The organism is Pseudomonas sp. 51_B (assembly GCF_017491595.1).
Classification (GTDB): Bacteria; Pseudomonadota; Gammaproteobacteria; order Pseudomonadales; family Pseudomonadaceae; genus Aquipseudomonas; species Aquipseudomonas promysalinigenes.
The window spans coordinates 74,645-92,634 of the sequence record NZ_JAFGYW010000019.1 but is presented as its reverse complement, the minus strand read 5'-3'; the positions used below and the strand labels follow the sequence as shown (position 1 = coordinate 92,634).

Here is a 17,990-nt window from a genome sequence, read left to right as displayed (position 1 = left end):
AAGGACCGCGACGAAGCCATGGCGCGCATGCGCAATGCCCTGGACGAGATCGTCGTCGACGGCATCAAGACCAACATCCCATTGCACCGTGACCTGGTGCGTGATGAAGGTTTCTGCAAAGGCGGCGTCAATATCCACTACCTCGAGCACAAACTGGCCAACCAGGAGTGATCGCGTTAGCGTGATGAACAAAACCCCGGACCTGTTCCGGGGTTTTTTATGGCCTGGCTTTAGGGGTTTGGCGCCTGTGGGATCGAGCGCCGCCCGCGCGGCGCATCGCGAGCTGCGCTCGCTCCTACGTTTGTTTCGGGCCAATCAATCCTGCGGGATTTGCGCGCGAACGCTTTGGCGCATGGCACGATATCGCGTCGTTCAAACAAGGCGGTCGCGCGCGCCTGTCACAGGCGTCACTGGCCCGAAACAAACGTAGGAGCGAGCGCAGCTCGCGATGCGCCGCGCGGGCGGCGCTCGATCTCACAGGCGCTAAAATGTTGCGGCGAACACCTGCCAGCCCCGACGCTAGCCCTTCATTCGCGGCATTTCGATCCGATGCTCATGCACCCGCCGATATAAAGTCGCCCGCGATATCCCTAACGCCCGTGCCGCTTCCGCTGGCTTCCAGCGGTGACGTATCAAAGCATCGAGCAGCAGTTGCCGCGCCGGGCTCGAAGCGCCCACAACAGCCGCAGGCACGACATCACCCCGCACCTCCTGTGGCAGGCTTTCCAGGCACACCTGCCCACCCTCACTGACGGCACAGGCATAACGCAGCACCTGCCGAAGCTGGCGCAAATTCCCCGGCCAGCGGTACACCAGCAGCGCCTGCAGCGCATCGTCGCCCAGCACCACCTCAACCCCACATGCCTCGGCTTCCTCAGCCAGCAGTTGATGAATCAGACCTAATCGGTCTTCCCGCTCCCTTAGCGGCGGCAACTCGAAACGGGCATTGGCCAGGCGGAAAAACAGGTCTTCACGGAAGCGCCCTTCACTCACCATCGCCGCCAGGTCGCGGTGCGTCGCACAAATCACCTGGATATCCACCTGCTGCCGACGCGCGGCGCCCAACGGCGCAACTTCACCTTCAGCCAACACTCGCAGCAGCCGAGTTTGCAGGTTCAACGGCATGTCACCGATCTCGTCGAGAAACAAAGTCCCGCCATCGGCCTGCTGCAACAGGCCCTGCATCCCTTTGCTCGATGCGCCAGTGAACGCGCCAGCGACATAGCCGAACAACTCACTTTCGATCAGGCTTTCGGGTATGGCCGCGCAGTTCAACGTGACGAACGGCCCATCCCGGCGCTGGCTCTGCTGGTGCAACTGGCGTGCAAACACTTCCTTGCCGGCACCCGTCTCACCCAGCACCAGCACCGCCAGATTGCAGTCCTTGACCCGTGTGGCCAAGCGCAGGTACTGCTCGATGCGTGGGTCCTGCACCTGCTGCAATGATTGCGCTCGGCTTCGCTGCCCAGGTGCGCTGATTCGCCCGTACAGCCCACCCCAACCCGGCAGGCGCTGGGCCGAACCCTCATTGGCGCGGCGCAATTGGTCCATGTCGAACAGCTCGCCGATGTGCTCAGGCATACGTCCATGGCGCGCAAGCAAGCGCTCGCGGGCCAGGCTGTTGATTGCCTGCAACCGGCCATCGGCATCCCAGGCCAGCAGATAATCGGGCTGGCTATCCACATAACCTGGCGTGCCGTGGGCACGCATCACCCAGTGGCCCTGAGCGCTTTGCATGAAGAAAGCGTTTTCGATCTCTCGCGCCGTCTGCTCCACCAACTGCAGGATCAGGTGCTGGCTGCGACGGTCGTCCGGCGATTGCAGGGCCGATACATCCACCACGCCGAGCAACTGGCCTTGCGGGTCGAAAACCGGCGCTGCAGTACAGGTCAGGCCTATGAAGGCAGCACGAAAATGGTCGCGCTTGTGCACCGTGACCGCAGCCTTGCTAGTCAGCACCGCCGCCACGCCACAGGTCCCCTCCTCACCTTCGGACCAGCAGGTGCCCAGGTACAAGCCCGCTTTGCGGCAATCACTTCGGATGGCCGATTCGACCCGGTAATCGATGGTGTGCCCAGAAGCATCTGTCAGCAGTACACAGTAATCGGCGCCACGCACCCGACCATGCAAGCGGGCAACGGCATCGCTGGCAATGCGCAGGAACAGCTCGGCACGTTCTCGGCATTCGTTGAGCAGGCTTTGGGAAAGGATGCGCGGCCCCTGCTGCGACCCAGGATCGAGACGGTACAGCTCCATGGAACGGCGCCACGAGTCGAGGATCAGCGCTGGCACCGGCGCCTGAGGCAGCCGGTCGGCGTTCTTCACTACCCGGCTGACGCAATCGACATGGGCTCGGGAGTTCGCGGCAAGCATGAGGCCTCCGGTTACTGTTTGTTCTTGTCGTTGTGCGCCCATTAAGCGCCTGCCGGCATGGCTGGACAAGCACTGCGTGATTACCGGTTGGCTTGAGACGCAGCGTCTCAGCCCGAGCGCCGGACCCTACCCATGCTGGCACGCAGCGTCTCGGGAAGCGGCCCGCCCCGAGGCCTCTGATAGCCACCGGGGCGCTCTGCAACAGCCATTAGCGCTGCGCCGCACAAAGCTGGCATCTGCCTTGCTCAAGCCTTGGCAAACAAGAACACGAGGTGTGCCATGCCGCAGCCCGCCCCAATCATCGGGATCATTGCCAACCCTGCCTCTGGGCGCGACCTACGTCGCCTGACCAGCAATGCCGGGCTCCATTCCAGCACCGACAAGGCCTCTGCCATCCAGCGCCTGCTGGCAGCCTTCGGCGCCACGGGCGTTGCCACGGTGCTGCTGCCCACCGACATGACCGGGATCGCCGCCGCCGTACTCAAAGCCAGCCAGGGGCCAGTGGCACAGGACCTGCGTTGGCCTGCCCTGCAAGTGCTCGACCTGCCCCTGACCCAGACGGTCAGCGATACCCGGCTGGCCGCCCAGCAAATGGTCACGCGCGGTGCGTCGATGATTGCCGTACTGGGGGGTGACGGTACACACAAGGCTGTCGCCGCCGAGGTTGGCAACACGCCCATGCTGACCTTGTCTACCGGCACCAACAACGCGTTCCCGGAACTGCGCGAAGCCACCAGTGCCGGCCTGGCCGGGGGCCTGGTCGCCTGTGGCCGGGTGCCGGCGAGCATCGGCCTGCGGCGCAACAAACGCCTGATGGTTGATGTGCCACAACAGGGGCTTTGCGAGTGGGCACTGGTCGAAGTGGCGGTTTCCCCACAGCGGTTTGTCGGTGCCCGTGCACTGAGCCGCAGCGAGGACCTGAGTGAAGTGTTCGCCTGCTTCGCCGAACCCCACGCCATTGGCCTGTCTGCCCTGTGCGGGCTGTGGCGCCCCGTCACTCGGCACGCGCCTTATGGCAGTTGGGTGCGCCTTAACCCTGGCGCCGAACATGCACTGCTCGCCCCGCTGGCTCCAGGCTTGCTGCAAGCCTGTGGCATCAGCGCCAGCGGCTCACTCGAACCCGGCGTGCCGCACCGCCTTAGCTTGGCCGCCGGCACCCTGGCCCTGGATGGCGAGCGGGAGATCGAGTTTGCCGAACACGACACCCCAACCATCACCCTCGACCTGCAAGGCCCATTGACCGTCGATGTCGAGGCCGTGCTGGCACACGCCGCCCAGCATCACTTGTTGGCCGTTTCGCGCGGCCATCGGCTGCACCCTGCAACCCTGTGTTGAGACAACCCTGGAGAACAACAAGATGTCCACTCACCTCAGTTCCGCGCAACTGCTGCATGCCTATGAAGTCATGCGCACCATCCGTGCTTTCGAAGAACGCCTGCACGTAGAGTTCGCCACGGGCGAAATTCCCGGTTTCGTCCACTTGTACGCCGGTGAAGAAGCCTCAGCGGCCGGGGTCATGGCACACCTGCGCGACAGCGACTGTATTGCCTCGACCCACCGTGGTCATGGCCATTGCATCGCCAAGGGCGTCGATGTGTACGGCATGATGGCCGAGATCTATGGCAAGAAGACCGGCGTATGCGGCGGCAAGGGCGGCTCGATGCACATTGCCGACCTTGAGAAAGGCATGCTCGGCGCCAATGGCATCGTTGGCGCAGGCGCGCCGCTGGTGGCGGGCGCTGCATTGGCCGCCAAACTCAAAGGCCGCGACGACGTCGCCGTGGCGTTCTTCGGCGACGGCGCCTCCAACGAAGGCGCGGTCTTCGAGGCCATGAACCTGGCTTCGATCATGAACCTGCCGTGCATCTTCGTGGCCGAGAACAATGGGTACGCCGAAGCCACTGCCTCGAACTGGTCCGTGGCCTGCGACCATATCGCCGACCGCGCCGCAGGCTTCGGCATGCCAGGGGTCACCATCGATGGCTTCGACTTCTTCGCAGTGCATGAGGCTGCAGGTGCAGCCATCGAGCGAGCACGTTCAGGCCAAGGCCCGTCGCTGATCGAGGTCAAGCTCAGTCGTTACTACGGCCATTTCGAAGGCGACGCACAAACCTACCGCGCTCCGGACGAGGTGAAGAACCTGCGCGAAAGCCGTGACTGCCTGCTGCAGTTTCGCAGCAGAGTGACCCGCGCCGGCCTATTGCAAGCCGCCGACCTGGACGCCGTGGATGCCCGCGTCCAAGACCAGATAGAAGACGCGGTACGTCGTGCCAAGTCCGACCCCAAGCCACAGCCCGCCGACCTGCTCACCGACGTGTACGTCGCCTACCCCTGAGCCCAGACAACAAGAACAACCGGAGAACCACCATGGCTAGAAAAATCAGCTATCAGCAGGCTATCAACGAAGCCCTGGCCCAGGAAATGCGCCGCGACAATACCGTGTTCATCATCGGCGAAGACGTCGCCGGTGGCGCCGGGGCACCTGGCGAAGATGATGCCTGGGGCGGCGTGCTGGGTGTGACCAAGGGCCTTTACCATCAATTTCCCGGACGGGTACTGGACGCCCCACTGTCGGAAATCGGCTACGTCGGCGCAGCGGTCGGCGCTGCCACTCAGGGCCTGCGCCCGGTGTGCGAACTGATGTTCGTCGACTTCGCCGGCTGCTGCCTGGACCAGATCCTCAACCAGGCGGCGAAGTTTCGCTACATGTTCGGCGGCAAGGCCGTCACACCGCTGGTGATGCGCACCATGTACGGTGCCGGGTTGCGGGCCGCGGCCCAGCACTCGCAGATGCTTACCTCGCTGTGGACTCACATTCCGGGCTTGAAGGTGGTCTGCCCCTCCTCACCCTACGACGCCAAGGGCCTGCTGATCCAAGCGATTCGCGACAACGATCCGGTCATCTTCTGTGAGCACAAACTGCTTTATGGCATGCAAGGCGAGGTGCCGGAGGAGGTGTACACCGTTCCCTTTGGCGAAGCCAACTTCCTGCGCGATGGCGACGACGTGACCCTGGTGACCTATGGCCGCATGGTGCATGTGGCGCTAGAGGCCGCCAACAACCTGGCACGTCAGGGCATCGATTGCGAAGTGCTGGACTTGCGCACCACCAGCCCACTGGACGAGGACAGCATCCTCGAGAGTGTGGAGAAAACCGGCAGGTTGGTCGTGATCGATGAGGCCAACCCGCGCTGTTCCATGGCCACCGACATCAGCGCGCTGGTGGCGCAAAAGGCCTTTGCTGCGCTCAAGGGCCCCATCGAGATGGTCACAGCACCGCACACTCCGGTCCCGTTCTCGGACGCCCTGGAAGACCTGTACATCCCCGACGCGGGGAAAATCGAAGCTGCCGTGCGCAAAGTGATCGAAGCCACAAGGAGTGCCGCATGAGCCAGATCCATACCTTAACCATGCCCAAGTGGGGTCTGTCGATGACCGAAGGCCGAGTCGATGCCTGGCTCAAGCACGAAGGCGACCCAATCGCCAAAGGTGATGAAGTCCTGGACGTTGAGACCGACAAGATCAGCAGCAGCGTCGAAGCCCCTTTCAGTGGCGTGTTGCGCCGCCTTGTCGCCCAGCCGGACGAGACACTGCCGGTGGGCGCATTGCTCGGCGTTGTGGTGGAAGGCGAAGCAGACGAAGCCGAAATCGATGCCGTTGTGCAACGTTTTCAAGCCGATTTCACCGCTCAAAGCAGCGCCGAGCAGGCCCAAGGCCCTGCTCCGCAGAAGGCCGAGGTGGGCGGCCGCCTGCTGCGCTGGTTCGAGCAGGGTGAAGGGGGAACGCCACTGGTACTGGTACATGGGTTTGGCGGCGACCTCAACAACTGGCTCTTCAATCACCCTGCGCTGGCCACTGAACGCCGCGTGATCGCTTTGGACCTGCCCGGCCACGGCGAGTCCGCCAAGACGCTGCAGCGCGGCGATCTGGACGAGCTCAGCGAGGCTGTGCTGGCACTGCTCGAGCACCTGGATATCCAGCGCGCTCACCTAGCTGGGCATTCCATGGGGGGTGCCGTATGTCTGAACCTGGCGCGCTTGCAGCCGCACAGGGTGGCTAGCCTGACCCTGATCGCCAGTGCCGGGTTGGGCGAGGCGATCAACGGCGGCTACTTGAAGGGCTTCGTCGCGGCTGCCAACCGCAATGCACTCAAGCCACAGCTGACGCAATTGTTCGCCGACCCCAGCCTGGTCACCCGGCAGATGCTCGAAGACATGCTCAAGTTCAAGCGCCTGGAAGGGGTCGACACCGCCTTGCAGCAGCTCGCTGCTTCCCTGGCCGACGGCGACCACCAGCGCCTGCAACTGCGCAGCGTTGTGCATCAGCAGCCGACGCTGGTGGTGTGGGGAGCCGCTGACGCGATCATCCCCGCCAGCCATGCCCAGGGCCTGGATGCTCAAACCCTGCTCGTGCCTGCGGTTGGCCACATGGTGCAGATGGAGGCGGCCGAACAGGTCAACGAACAACTCTTGGCCTTTTTGCGCAAGCACTGAGCCCCTTCCCATGAGCCTGGAGACAATCAGCATGAATGACCTCAGCCCTACCCACATGCGCGCAGCCGTCTGGCACGGCCGCCACGACATCCGCGTCGAACAGGTGCCCTTGCCTGGCGACCCGCCGCCCGGCTGGGTGCAGATCAAGGTGGACTGGTGCGGCATCTGCGGCTCCGACCTGCATGAATACGTCGCAGGCCCTGTGTTCATCCCCGTTGAAGCACCACACCCGCTCACCGGCATTCAAGGGCAGTGCATCCTCGGCCACGAGTTCTGTGGCGAAATCGCCAAACTCGGCGATGGCGTCGAGGGCTATGCGGTGGGCGACCCGGTCGCTGCAGATGCTTGTCAGCACTGCGGCACCTGTTACTACTGCACCCATGGCCTGTACAACATCTGCGAACGCCTGGCGTTCACTGGCTTGATGAACAACGGCGCCTTCGCCGAGCGGGTGAATGTGCCTGCCAATCTGCTCTATCGCCTGCCAGAAGGTTTCCCCCGCGAGGCGGGGGCGTTGATCGAGCCACTGGCGGTGGGCATGCACGCGGTGAAAAAGGCCGGCAGCCTGCTGGGCCAGAGCGTCGTGGTCATAGGCGCGGGCACCATTGGCCTATGTACCATCATGTGCGCCAAGGCTGCTGGCGCCGCTCAGGTAATCGCCCTGGAGATGTCCTCGGCACGCAAGGCCAAGGCCAAGGAGGTCGGCGCCAACTGGGTGCTGGACCCAAGCCAGTGCGATGCCCTGGCCGAGATTCGCGCTCTGACAGGTGGGCTTGGTGCGGATGTGAGCTTCGAATGCATCGGCAACAAAAACACCGCCAAGTTGGCCATCGACACCGTTCGCAAAGCCGGCAAGTGTGTGTTGGTAGGCATTTTCGAAGAACCCAGCGAGTTCAACTTCTTCGAACTGGTGTCCACCGAAAAACAGGTAATGGGCGCCTTGGCGTACAACGGCGAATTCGCTGATGTCATCGCCTTCATCGCCGATGGCCGCCTCGACATTCGACCACTGGTGACAGGGCGGATTGGGCTGGAACAGATTGTCGAGCTGGGCTTCGAGGAGCTGGTCAACAACAAAGAGCACAACGTCAAGATCATCGTATCCCCTGGCGGCTAGGGTTTTGCTGCACGCAACAGGCCGTCGGGCGCCAAGGCCCGGCGGCTTTCGTTGCTGTACCACAAAGCCTGTGCACTCGCGTAAACTGCCAGCCTTTACGCAGCCCTGGGCTGCCCCTGTCAGATTTACCAAAGGTGCCCGCCATGCCTTGGCTGCAAGTACGCCTGGCCATCAGCCCGGAACAAGCCGAAACCTACGAAGACGCTCTGCTCGAAGTAGGCGCCGTATCGGTCACGTTCATGGATGCCGAAGACCAGCCGATCTTCGAACCCGACCTCAACACCACCCCGCTGTGGTCGCACACCCATTTGCTGGCCCTGTTCGAAGCAGATGCTGAGCCTGAGGCGGTGTTCGCCCATCTGAAATTGCTCACCGGCGCCGAGCTGCCCGAGCATCAGGCCGAGGTGATCGAGGATCAGGACTGGGAGCGCAGCTGGATGGACGGTTTCCAGCCAATGCGCTTCGGCCAGCGCCTGTGGATCGTGCCAAGCTGGCACGATGCACCGGAGAAAGACGCCGTCAACCTGCTGCTGGACCCGGGCCTTGCCTTCGGCACCGGCACCCACCCGACCACTGCGCTGTGCCTGGAGTGGCTCGACGGCCAGCAACTGCAAGACACCCAGGTGCTGGACTTCGGCTGTGGTTCCGGCATTCTTGCCATCGCTGCCCTGCTGCTGGGGGCTCGCGAAGCGGTCGGTACCGACATCGACGTGCAAGCCATCGAAGCCTCGCGCGACAACGCCCAGCGCAATGGCATCGACGACCACAAGTTCGCGCTTTACCTGCCCGAGCACATGCCGGCCATGCAGGCCGACGTTTTGGTCGCCAACATCCTGGCAGGCCCACTGGTTTCGCTGGCGCCGCAGCTTTCTGGCCTGGTTCGCCCAGGTGGCCTGCTGGCGCTGTCGGGCATTCTCGCCGAACAGGGTGAGGAAGTGGCCGCAGCCTACGCCGCCGATTTCGACCTGGACCCGATCGTCGTGCGCGACGGTTGGGTGCGCATCAGTGGTCGGCGCCGCTAAGCGGGCCTAAAATATTCCTCTGCACAGCTCCCGGATCGCCGCATGACCGACAGTTTCGTCACCCAGTGCCCGCATTGCCAGACCAGCTTTCGCGTCACCCATCACCAGTTGAGCGTGGCTCGCGGCGTCGTCCGCTGCGGCCATTGCCTGCAGGTGTTCAATGCGGCCAAGCAGCTGCTGGAACAACACCGCGCCGCAGCCGGCGCTGCCCCTGTTGAGCCACCGCCTGCGCAGCAGGAGCCGGTCGCTGCAGCCGAGCCAGTGGCCAGCAATGCGCCGTCTGTGCCCGAGAAAGAGGATTGGGCCGCCACTGCCCAGGCGTTGGATGAGCTCGACCTGGACCAGGAGCTCGCTCGCCTGGAGCGCCGCGGCGAACCTGCCGAACCGGGTTTTGACGCCAAGGCCGATGCCCTGCAGGCTCGCCGCGACGAACCGGTTGCCCAAGCCCATGACGACGTACCCTTCGGCACCGCAACGGACGACCACCATGAGCCTGACCAAGCCCATGAGCCCATGCCGATACTGCTGGACGAGCAGCCATTGGAAGCGGAACCGAACGCGCGTTCCGAACCCACCCTGGGTCGCAGCCTGGACCTGGACTTCGATGACCAGGCGCACACCCGACTCAGCATCGAGCCCGAGCCTGTAGAGCGCGTGGGCGAGCCCGACGAGGTGGTACACGCCACGGGCCTCAGTGCCCGTGACGACGACGATAGCGACCCGCTCGAGCCAGTTGCCGGCGAACGCCTGGAGCCTGGTTTAGCCGCCAGGCCCGAACGCCCGGCGCGCAAGGAACCGCTGGTCGAGGTGGTCGATGACCCGCTGCAACTGGGTTGGGAAAAACCACAGCCCAACTGGGGCAAGCGCTTGCTTTGGGGCATGCTCAGCCTGCTGGCCGCCGGCCTGCTGGCATTTCAGTACGTATGGTTCCACTTCGACGAACTGGCCCGCCAGGACCAGTACCGGCCAATCTTCCAGCAACTGTGCCCGACGTTCGGCTGCCAGGTACCGACCCGTGTCGATATCGCCCGCATCAAAAGCAGTAACCTGGTCGTGCGCAGCCACCCGGACTTCAAAGGCGCGCTGATCGTCGATGCGATCATCTACAACCGCGCTCCGTTCGCCCAGCCGTTTCCTTTGCTGGAGTTGCGCTTCGCCGACCTCAACGGCCAGTTGATCGCCAGCCGACGCTTCAAGCCCAGCGAATACCTGTCGGGTGAGCTTGCCGGGCGCGGTGAAATGCCGAGCCAGACACCCATCCATATCGCCCTGGACATTCTCGACCCAGGCCCCAAGGCGGTGAACTACAGCCTCAGCTTCCGCTCCCCGGATTAGCCGACAAGCGGCAATGTTGGCAACCTGCGAGCCGCTATGCGGCCAGGTTGCTGCTGGGGCCTGAGGCTTGCTGCATCAGGCGCCCTGCTACCGGTCGCAGCTGTTCAGAATTTATCCAAATCCTTCTTTATCCGGTCATCGAGAGCGGGTATCATGCCAACCCTTTTTCGAACTCCAATGATTCGGCCCCACAACAGGGAACACCTATGTCGGCGGTACGCATCGGCCCTTACACACTACGCAACAACCTGATCCTCGCGCCCATGGCCGGGGTCACGGACCAGCCTTTCCGAACACTTTGCAAGCGCCTGGGCGCCGGCATGGTGGTGTCGGAGATGGTCAGCAGCGACATGAGCCTGTGGAACAGCCGCAAGTCCAGCCTGCGCCGCATCCACGAAGGTGATCCCGAGCCACGCTCGGTGCAGATCGCCGGCGGTGATGCGCAGATGATGGCAGCGGCCGCCCGGGCCAATGTCCAGGCAGGCGCCCAGATCATCGACATCAACATGGGCTGCCCGGCGAAAAAAGTCTGCAACAAAGCTGCAGGCTCTGCTTTATTGAGAGATGAAGCTCTGGTCGCTGAAATCCTCCACGCCGTAGTCGGCGCGGTGGACGTACCAGTGACCCTGAAAATCCGCACGGGCTGGGACCGGGCGAACAAGAACGGCCTGAACGTGGCGAAGATCGCCGAACAGGCCGGCATTCAGGCGCTGGCGGTGCATGGCCGTACACGCGCTGACCTGTACAAAGGCGATGCCGAGTACGACACCATCGCGGCCATCAAGCAGGCAGTGTCGATCCCGGTTTTCGCCAATGGCGATATCACTTCGCCGGAAAAGGCCCGGGCAGTGCTCGATGCCACCGGCGTCGACGGCTTGCTGATCGGCCGGGCTGCCCAGGGCCGGCCCTGGATCTTTCGCGAGATCGAACATTTTCTTGGGACTGGCCAGCATTTGCCGGCCCCGCAGTTGGACGAAGTGGAACGCATCCTGCTGGAGCACCTGGCCGCGCTGCATGCCTTCTATGGCGATGTGATGGGCGTACGTATCGCCCGTAAGCACGTGGGCTGGTACCTGGCAACACGACCCGGCGGCAAGGAGTTTCGCGCCCGGTTCAACGCTTTGGAAGACACACAAGCGCAGTGCGCCAACGTTCGCGAGTATTTCAGCGAACGTCGACAGAGCCTTGAGACAGAGGACGGACAAGGGGTGGCCGCATGACGATGATGACTGAGACATTAGTGAGTGGAACAACGCCCGTGAGCGACAACGCCAACCTCAAACAGCACCTCAACACGCCGAGCGAAGAGGGCCAGACCCTTCGCGACAGCGTCGAGAAGGCGCTGCACAACTACTTCGCACACCTGGAGGGCGCGACGGTCACCGACGTGTACAACCTGGTGCTCTCCGAAGTCGAGGCGCCCCTGCTCGAAAGCGTGATGAACTACGTGAAGGGCAACCAGACCAAGGCCAGCGAGATGCTCGGGCTCAACCGTGGCACCCTGCGCAAGAAGCTCAAGCAGTACGATTTGTTGTAAGCCAGAATCCCAATCAGAAAAGGCGGCCTCTGCAAAGAGACGCCTTTTTTGCTGACTCCACCGCGTTATTGGAACCCGAAATGACCGACCAGACTACCCGCCTGCCAGTCCGCCGCGCCCTGATCAGCGTCTCCGACAAGACCGGTATCCTCGAATTCGCCCGTGAGCTGCAACAGCTCGGTGTCGAGATCCTGTCCACTGGCGGCACCTACAAGCTGCTCAAGGACAACGGTGTGAACGCGGTGGAAGTGGCCGACTACACTGGCTTCGCCGAAATGATGGATGGCCGGGTCAAGACCCTGCACCCGAAGATCCACGGTGGCATCCTCGGCCGCCGCGGCACTGACGATGCCATCATGAACGAGCACGGCATCAAGCCGATCGACCTGGTTGCAGTGAACCTGTACCCCTTCGAAGCCACCATTTCCAAACCCGGCTGTGACCTGCCGACCGCCATCGAGAACATCGACATCGGCGGCCCGACCATGGTCCGCTCAGCTGCCAAGAACCACAAGGACGTCGCCATCGTGGTCAACGCCAGCGACTATGCCGGCGTTCTGCAGGGCCTGAAGGCCGGTGGTCTGACCTACGCCCAGCGCTTCGACCTGATGCTCAAGGCGTTCGAACACACGGCTGCCTACGACGGCATGATCGCCAACTACATGGGCACCATCGATCAGGCCAAAGAAACCCTGAGCACAGAAGCGCGCAGCGAATTCCCACGCACGTTCAACAGCCAGTTCGTCAAGGCGCAGGAAATGCGCTACGGCGAGAACCCGCACCAGAGCGCGGCGTTCTACGTCGAAGCGAAAAAGGGCGAAGCCAGCATCTCCACCGCCGTGCAGCTGCAAGGCAAGGAACTGTCGTTCAACAACGTGGCCGATACCGACGCTGCACTGGAGTGCGTCAAGAGCTTCGTCAAGCCGGCCTGCGTCATCGTCAAGCACGCCAACCCGTGCGGCGTGGCCGTGGTGCCTGAAAACGAAGGCGGCATCCGCAAGGCCTACGACCTGGCCTATGCCACCGACACCGAGTCGGCGTTCGGCGGCATCATCGCCTTCAACCGCGAACTGGATGGCGAAACCGCTCAGGCCATCGTCGACCGCCAGTTCGTCGAAGTGATCATCGCGCCGAAAATTTCCCAGGCTGCCCGCGACGTGGTCGCGGCCAAGCAGAACGTGCGCCTGCTCGAATGCGGTGAGTGGCCAGCCGAGCGCGCTGCCGGTTGGGACTTCAAGCGCGTCAACGGCGGTTTGCTGGTGCAAAGCCGCGATATCGGCATGATCAACGCCGATGACCTGAAGATCGTCACCAAACGTGCCCCGACCGAGCAAGAGATCCACGACCTGGTGTTCGCCTGGAAAGTGGCCAAGTTCGTCAAGTCCAATGCCATCGTCTATGCCAAGCAGCGCCAGACCATCGGTGTTGGCGCCGGCCAGATGAGCCGCGTCAACTCCGCCCGCATCGCCGCCATCAAGGCCGAGCATGCTGGCTTGCAGGTACAGGGCGCGGTCATGGCCTCGGATGCGTTCTTCCCGTTCCGTGATGGCATCGACAACGCGGCTAAAGTGGGTATCAGCGCCGTTATCCAGCCAGGTGGTTCGATGCGTGACGCCGAGGTGATCGCTGCCGCTGATGAAGCCGGCATCGCCATGGTCTTCACCGGTATGCGCCACTTCCGCCACTGATTTATGGCAATCGGCCGCACTGAAGCAGGCATCTGCTGAGGTAGGGCCGGTTCCGCTGATGCTCATTGCCAGCAGGCATCCGCGCTCATCGGAACCGGCCCCGCCTTGCAGCTCCCGGCTTCAGTGCGACCGCGTACAGTGTGAGGCCTAGCCTCCCGTCCGAAAGAATTCGAGGTTATGACATGAAAGTTTTGATCATCGGCAGCGGCGGCCGTGAGCACGCCCTGGCTTGGAAAGTCGCTCAAGACCCGCGCGTGGAGAAGGTGTTCGTTGCCCCAGGCAACGCCGGCACCGCCACCGAGGCCAAGTGCGAGAACGTCGCCATCGACGTCTGCGCCCTGGAGCAACTGGCAGACTTTGCCGAAAAGAACGTCGACATGACCATCGTCGGCCCTGAAGCGCCTCTGGTGATCGGCGTGGTCGACCTGTTCCGCAGCCGTGGCCTGGACTGCTTCGGCCCAACCAAGGGCGCGGCTCAGCTGGAAGGCTCCAAGGCTTTCACCAAGGATTTCCTGGCCCGTCACAAGATCCCGACCGCCGACTACCAGAACTTCACCGAAATCGAGCCGGCCCTGGCCTACCTGCAGGAAAAAGGCGCACCGATCGTGATCAAGGCCGACGGCCTGGCTGCAGGTAAAGGCGTAATCGTCGCCATGACCTTGGAAGAAGCCGAAGCCGCCGTGCGTGACATGCTGGCCGGCAACGCTTTCGGTGATGCAGGTTCCCGCGTGGTCATCGAAGAGTTCCTCGATGGCGAAGAAGCCAGCTTCATCGTCATGGTCGACGGCCACAACGTGCTGCCCATGGCCACCAGCCAGGACCACAAGCGCGTTGGCGACCAGGATACCGGCCCCAACACCGGCGGCATGGGCGCCTACTCGCCTGCACCGGTGGTCACCGCCGACGTTCACCAGCGCGTGATGGATCAAGTGATCTGGCCGACCGTGCGTGGCATGGCCGAGGAAGGCAACGTGTATACGGGCTTCCTGTATGCCGGCCTGATGATCGACAAGGCGGGCAACCCTAAGGTCATCGAATTCAACTGCCGCTTTGGCGACCCAGAGACTCAGCCGGTCATGCTGCGCCTGGAGTCGAGCCTGGTATTGCTGGTCGAGGCCGCGTTCGCCAAGGCCCTGGACAAGGTCGAGGCCCAGTGGGACCCTCGCCCAAGCCTGGGTGTGGTGCTGGCTGCCGGCGGTTATCCCGGCGACTACGCCAAGGGTGAGGTGATCAACGGCCTGGAAGCTGCGGCCAAGATCGAAGGCAAGGTGTTCCATGCCGGTACCGCCCTCAAAGACGGCCAGGTCGTCACCAATGGCGGGCGTGTGCTCTGCGCAACCGCCATGGGCGCCAGCGTTGCCGATGCCCAGCAGCAGGCCTACCGCCTGGCCAAGGAAGTGAGCTGGAACGCCAGCTTCTATCGTACCGACATCGGCTACCGGGCCATCGCCCGCGAGCGCGGTGAGCACCCGCAGTAAGTTGTACCGGCTTGCCGCAGCACGCTCTAGCACTGTGCGCCTGCGGCATCCGGCTCGTCGGCAGGGCCCTCGCGGGCCTTGCCTTCGGCTTGGCGCGCCGCGCATAGTTAGCATCTGGCACATCGGCTAGGAAGGGATCTCGTAGTGCGTCGGCTTCGGATTGCCACAGCTCTTATCGTCAGCTTGCTGACCTTGCTCTGCGTGCTCCCGGCTGCGGCCGAACAGGGCGCAGGATGGACTGCATTGCTCGATGAACAGGCCAGCCTGCAATTGAGTGATGTGCGCTCCGATCGCTACCGCACCCAATTCAGCCCAACCACCCTCGACGAGCTCGATGCCGCACCGGCCGGCCAGGCCTTGTGGTTGCACTATCGCCTGGAACCTGGCGAGCAGGAGCAACTGCTGCGCATCTTCGCCCCCGATCTGTCCCGCCTGGACCTCTACGCCCTGGACGGCGACCAACTGCTGCGCCAGATGCACCATGGGCGTCAAGCCGGCAATGCCAGCCCTACCCTGCGCGGCAGCGATCACGTATTACCCTTGCCCAACAGCCAGCACGTACTGGACATCTACCTGCGCCTGGTTTCCGAACACCAACTGCGCCCGGCCATCAGCCTGGTGCCGGCCGGTATCGCGGCATCCAACCAGGCCCAGCCGCTGCTGTTCGGCATGCTTTTCGGCGGCCTGGTGATGCTGATCCTGCACAACCTGATCCGCTTCCTGTACACCCGCTCCAGCACCACCCTGTACCTGGCCTTGTACCATGGCTTGATGATGCTCAGCGGCCTGATCCTGCTCAACCTCAGCGGCCCCTGGTGGCACCTGTGGCACAGCGCTCAAACCCCAGCTGCCTACCTGACCCTGGTGCTGGCGGGGCTGGCGGGGCTGTACTTCACCCAGCATTTCTTCAGCCCATGCAACTCGCCACGGCTCAACCGCCTGCTGCACGGCGAAATGCTGGCGGCGGCGGTCAGCGGGCTGATCCTGCTGTTCGTCGACACCCTGCCGCTGAACCTGATGACCTACGCCCTGCTGGCCTTGGGCAGCGTCACCATGCTGCTGGTCAGCAGCTACCAATGGTACAAGGGCTACGCACCGGCTCGGCTATTCTGCATCGCCATGCTGGTGTTCAACGTGGGTGGTTTGGTGCTGCTGCCGGCCTTGCTCGGCTTGACCCGCACCACCACGCCCTGGTTGCTGTGCATCCTCCTGGGCTTGACCGTGGCCAGTGGCCTGCTGCTCAACCTGGCGGTCAGTGAACGCCTACGGCGGATGAACGAAGAACGCTTCAGCGCCAGCCGTGCGCTGGCAGCCAGCGATGCGGAAATCAACGCCAAGGCCGAGTTTCTGGCCAAGATCAGCCATGAAATACGCACCCCCATGAACGGCGTGCTGGGCATGACCGAACTGCTGCTCGGCACACCGTTGTCGGTCAAGCAGCGCGACTATGTGCAGACCATTCACAGCGCCGGCAACGAGCTGCTGACACTGATCAACGAAATCCTCGACATCTCCAAACTCGAATCCCGCCAGATCGAGCTGGATGACGTGCAGTTCGATCTCAATGCCCTGATCGAAGATTGCCTGAACATCTTCCGCGCCAAGGCCGAACAGCAGAACATCGAGCTCATCAGCTTCACTCAGCCCCAGGTGCCTCGGGTAATCAGTGGCGACCCCACGCGTCTGCGTCAGGCGCTTTCGAGCCTGTTGGAAAATGCGCTGAAGAACACCCTCGAGGGGGAGATCCTGCTGGTAGTCGCCCTGGACCAGCGCGGCGAAATCCCGCGCTTGCGCATTGCCGTGCAGGACAGCGGCGAGCCGCTGCCTCCCGCCGAGCGTGAAGCGCTTTTGCAGGCCGAGTTGCACAGCCATCACTTCTTATCCAGCAACAAGCTAGGCGGCCACCTGGGGCTGGTAATCGCCAAGCAACTGATCGGCCTGATGCAGGGCGAATTCGGTATCAAAAGCAGCACCACCACGGGTAATACCCTATGGTTGACCCTGCCGCTCGACCCATCACGCCTTGAGCAACCTCCGGCGGACCTCGACGGCCCGTTGCGCGATGCTCGGGTACTGGTGGTGGACGACAATGACACCTGTCGCAAAGTCCTGGTGCAACAGTGCAGCGCCTGGGGGATGAATGTCAGCGCGGTGGCCTCGGGCAAGGAGGCATTGGCCTTGCTGCGTACCAAAGCGCACCTGCGCGACTATTTCGACGCCGTACTGCTGGACCAGAACATGCCCGGCATGACGGGTATGCAGCTGGCGGCCAAGATCAAGGAAGACCCGAGCCTGAACCACGACATCCTGGTGGTGATGCTCACGGGCATCAGCAATGCGCCCAGCAAGGTCATCGCGCGCAATGCCGGGGTCAAACGGATACTCGCCAAGCCAGTGGCCGGCTACACCCTCAAGACCACCCTGGCCGAAGAATTAGCCCAGCGTGGCCGTGAGCAGGCAGCCCCGCCGCCGCCGGGCACACCCGTCGCGCTGGAGCTGCCGAGCGATTTTCGGATACTGGTGGCCGAAGACAACACTATCTCGACCAAGGTCATCCGCGGCATGCTTAGCAAGCTCAACCTGGAGCCCGATACCGCCAGCAACGGCGAAGAGGCGTTGCAGGCGATGAAGGCACAGCGTTACGACCTGGTACTGATGGACTGCGAAATGCCCGTGTTGGATGGGTTTTCCGCGACCCAACAGTTGCGAGCCTGGGAATCCACCCAGCAACGCCCGCGTACCCCCGTGGTGGCGCTCACCGCGCATATACTGGCAGAGCACAAGGAGCGCGCACGGCTGGCCGGCATGGACGGGCACATGGCCAAGCCTGTAGAGCTGTCGCAATTGCGCGAATTGATCCAGTACTGGGCCCACCAGCGCGAAGCCAAAGCTGACACGGCGCCTACTTCCTAATCCGACTGGTCGCTGTGTGACGGAGCGGCCCTCA

At 63.1% G+C, this 17,990-nt stretch carries 13 protein-coding genes and 1 pseudogene; 13 read left to right on the top strand and 1 reads right to left on the bottom strand.

Annotated features, from left to right (window positions below):
• Positions 1 to 171: pseudogene (locus J5M56_RS18495) on the top strand (acetyl-CoA carboxylase biotin carboxylase subunit); the annotation flags it as partial.
• A gap of 348 nt (positions 172 to 519) precedes the next feature.
• Here the strand turns inward: J5M56_RS18495 and J5M56_RS18490 are convergent.
• Positions 520 to 2,373, bottom strand: coding sequence for a sigma-54-dependent Fis family transcriptional regulator (locus tag J5M56_RS18490; protein WP_207937509.1), 1,854 nt, complete (start codon positions 2,371 to 2,373; stop codon positions 520 to 522).
• Between the two features lie 279 nt (positions 2,374 to 2,652).
• Here J5M56_RS18490 and J5M56_RS18485 point away from each other — a divergent pair, with 279 nt between their 5' ends.
• From J5M56_RS18485 to J5M56_RS18430, 12 genes are all read left to right on the top strand, one after another.
• Positions 2,653 to 3,708, top strand: a complete 1,056-nt coding sequence (locus J5M56_RS18485; RefSeq protein WP_207937508.1) for an NAD(+)/NADH kinase — start codon at positions 2,653 to 2,655, stop codon at positions 3,706 to 3,708.
• 22 nt (positions 3,709 to 3,730) lie between these two features.
• Complete coding sequence (locus J5M56_RS18480) at positions 3,731 to 4,708, top strand: thiamine pyrophosphate-dependent dehydrogenase E1 component subunit alpha (protein WP_207937507.1); 978 nt, start codon at positions 3,731 to 3,733, stop codon at positions 4,706 to 4,708.
• 32 nt (positions 4,709 to 4,740) lie between these two features.
• Positions 4,741 to 5,763, top strand: coding sequence for an alpha-ketoacid dehydrogenase subunit beta (locus J5M56_RS18475; RefSeq protein WP_207937506.1), 1,023 nt, complete (start codon positions 4,741 to 4,743; stop codon positions 5,761 to 5,763).
• A complete protein-coding gene (locus tag J5M56_RS18470) occupies positions 5,760 to 6,866 on the top strand; it encodes an acetoin dehydrogenase dihydrolipoyllysine-residue acetyltransferase subunit (RefSeq protein WP_207937505.1) in 1,107 nt (368 codons plus the stop codon). Before J5M56_RS18475 ends, J5M56_RS18470 begins: the two co-directional genes overlap by 4 nt.
• Before the next feature lie 55 nt (positions 6,867 to 6,921).
• Positions 6,922 to 7,983 carry a 2,3-butanediol dehydrogenase gene (locus tag J5M56_RS18465; protein ID WP_225915552.1) on the top strand — a complete coding sequence of 354 codons (1,062 nt, stop codon included), beginning with the start codon at positions 6,922 to 6,924 and terminating at the stop codon, positions 7,981 to 7,983.
• A 143-nt stretch (positions 7,984 to 8,126) separates the two neighbouring features.
• On the top strand, positions 8,127 to 9,005 hold the full coding sequence (prmA, locus tag J5M56_RS18460; RefSeq protein ID WP_207937503.1) for a 50S ribosomal protein L11 methyltransferase: 879 nt from the start codon (positions 8,127 to 8,129) through the stop codon (positions 9,003 to 9,005).
• Between the two features lie 42 nt (positions 9,006 to 9,047).
• Complete coding sequence (locus J5M56_RS18455; RefSeq protein WP_207937502.1) at positions 9,048 to 10,340, top strand: DUF3426 domain-containing protein; 1,293 nt, start codon at positions 9,048 to 9,050, stop codon at positions 10,338 to 10,340.
• 206 nt (positions 10,341 to 10,546) lie between these two features.
• A complete protein-coding gene (gene dusB, locus J5M56_RS18450) occupies positions 10,547 to 11,560 on the top strand; it encodes a tRNA dihydrouridine synthase DusB (protein ID WP_060477892.1) in 1,014 nt (337 codons plus the stop codon).
• Positions 11,557 to 11,877, top strand: a complete 321-nt coding sequence (gene fis / locus J5M56_RS18445; protein WP_008093076.1) for a DNA-binding transcriptional regulator Fis — start codon at positions 11,557 to 11,559, stop codon at positions 11,875 to 11,877. Before dusB ends, fis begins: the two co-directional genes overlap by 4 nt.
• 80 nt (positions 11,878 to 11,957) lie before the next feature.
• A complete protein-coding gene (gene purH / locus J5M56_RS18440) occupies positions 11,958 to 13,565 on the top strand; it encodes a bifunctional phosphoribosylaminoimidazolecarboxamide formyltransferase/IMP cyclohydrolase (RefSeq protein ID WP_207937501.1) in 1,608 nt (535 codons plus the stop codon).
• Between the two features lie 182 nt (positions 13,566 to 13,747).
• On the top strand, positions 13,748 to 15,043 hold the full coding sequence (gene purD / locus J5M56_RS18435) for a phosphoribosylamine--glycine ligase (protein ID WP_207937500.1): 1,296 nt from the start codon (positions 13,748 to 13,750) through the stop codon (positions 15,041 to 15,043).
• Between the two features lie 144 nt (positions 15,044 to 15,187).
• Positions 15,188 to 17,956, top strand: a complete 2,769-nt coding sequence (locus tag J5M56_RS18430) for a hybrid sensor histidine kinase/response regulator (protein ID WP_186476419.1) — start codon at positions 15,188 to 15,190, stop codon at positions 17,954 to 17,956.
• The last annotated feature ends 34 nt before the right edge of the window (positions 17,957 to 17,990 follow it).

Bases quoted from the DNA above. Each gene is read 5' to 3' on its own strand.
- J5M56_RS18490 (WP_207937509.1), bottom strand. From the start codon at position 2,373: ATGCTTGCCGCGAACTCCCGAGCCCATGTCGATTGCGTCAGCCGGGTA.
- J5M56_RS18485 (WP_207937508.1), top strand. From the start codon at position 2,653: ATGCCGCAGCCCGCCCCAATCATCGGGATCATTGCCAACCCTGCCTCT.
- J5M56_RS18480 (WP_207937507.1), top strand. From the start codon at position 3,731: ATGTCCACTCACCTCAGTTCCGCGCAACTGCTGCATGCCTATGAAGTC.
- J5M56_RS18475 (WP_207937506.1), top strand. From the start codon at position 4,741: ATGGCTAGAAAAATCAGCTATCAGCAGGCTATCAACGAAGCCCTGGCC.
- J5M56_RS18470 (WP_207937505.1), top strand. From the start codon at position 5,760: ATGAGCCAGATCCATACCTTAACCATGCCCAAGTGGGGTCTGTCGATG.
- J5M56_RS18465 (WP_225915552.1), top strand. From the start codon at position 6,922: ATGCGCGCAGCCGTCTGGCACGGCCGCCACGACATCCGCGTCGAACAG.
- prmA (WP_207937503.1), top strand. From the start codon at position 8,127: ATGCCTTGGCTGCAAGTACGCCTGGCCATCAGCCCGGAACAAGCCGAA.
- J5M56_RS18455 (WP_207937502.1), top strand. From the start codon at position 9,048: ATGACCGACAGTTTCGTCACCCAGTGCCCGCATTGCCAGACCAGCTTT.
- dusB (WP_060477892.1), top strand. From the start codon at position 10,547: ATGTCGGCGGTACGCATCGGCCCTTACACACTACGCAACAACCTGATC.
- fis (WP_008093076.1), top strand. From the start codon at position 11,557: ATGACGATGATGACTGAGACATTAGTGAGTGGAACAACGCCCGTGAGC.
- purH (WP_207937501.1), top strand. From the start codon at position 11,958: ATGACCGACCAGACTACCCGCCTGCCAGTCCGCCGCGCCCTGATCAGC.
- purD (WP_207937500.1), top strand. From the start codon at position 13,748: ATGAAAGTTTTGATCATCGGCAGCGGCGGCCGTGAGCACGCCCTGGCT.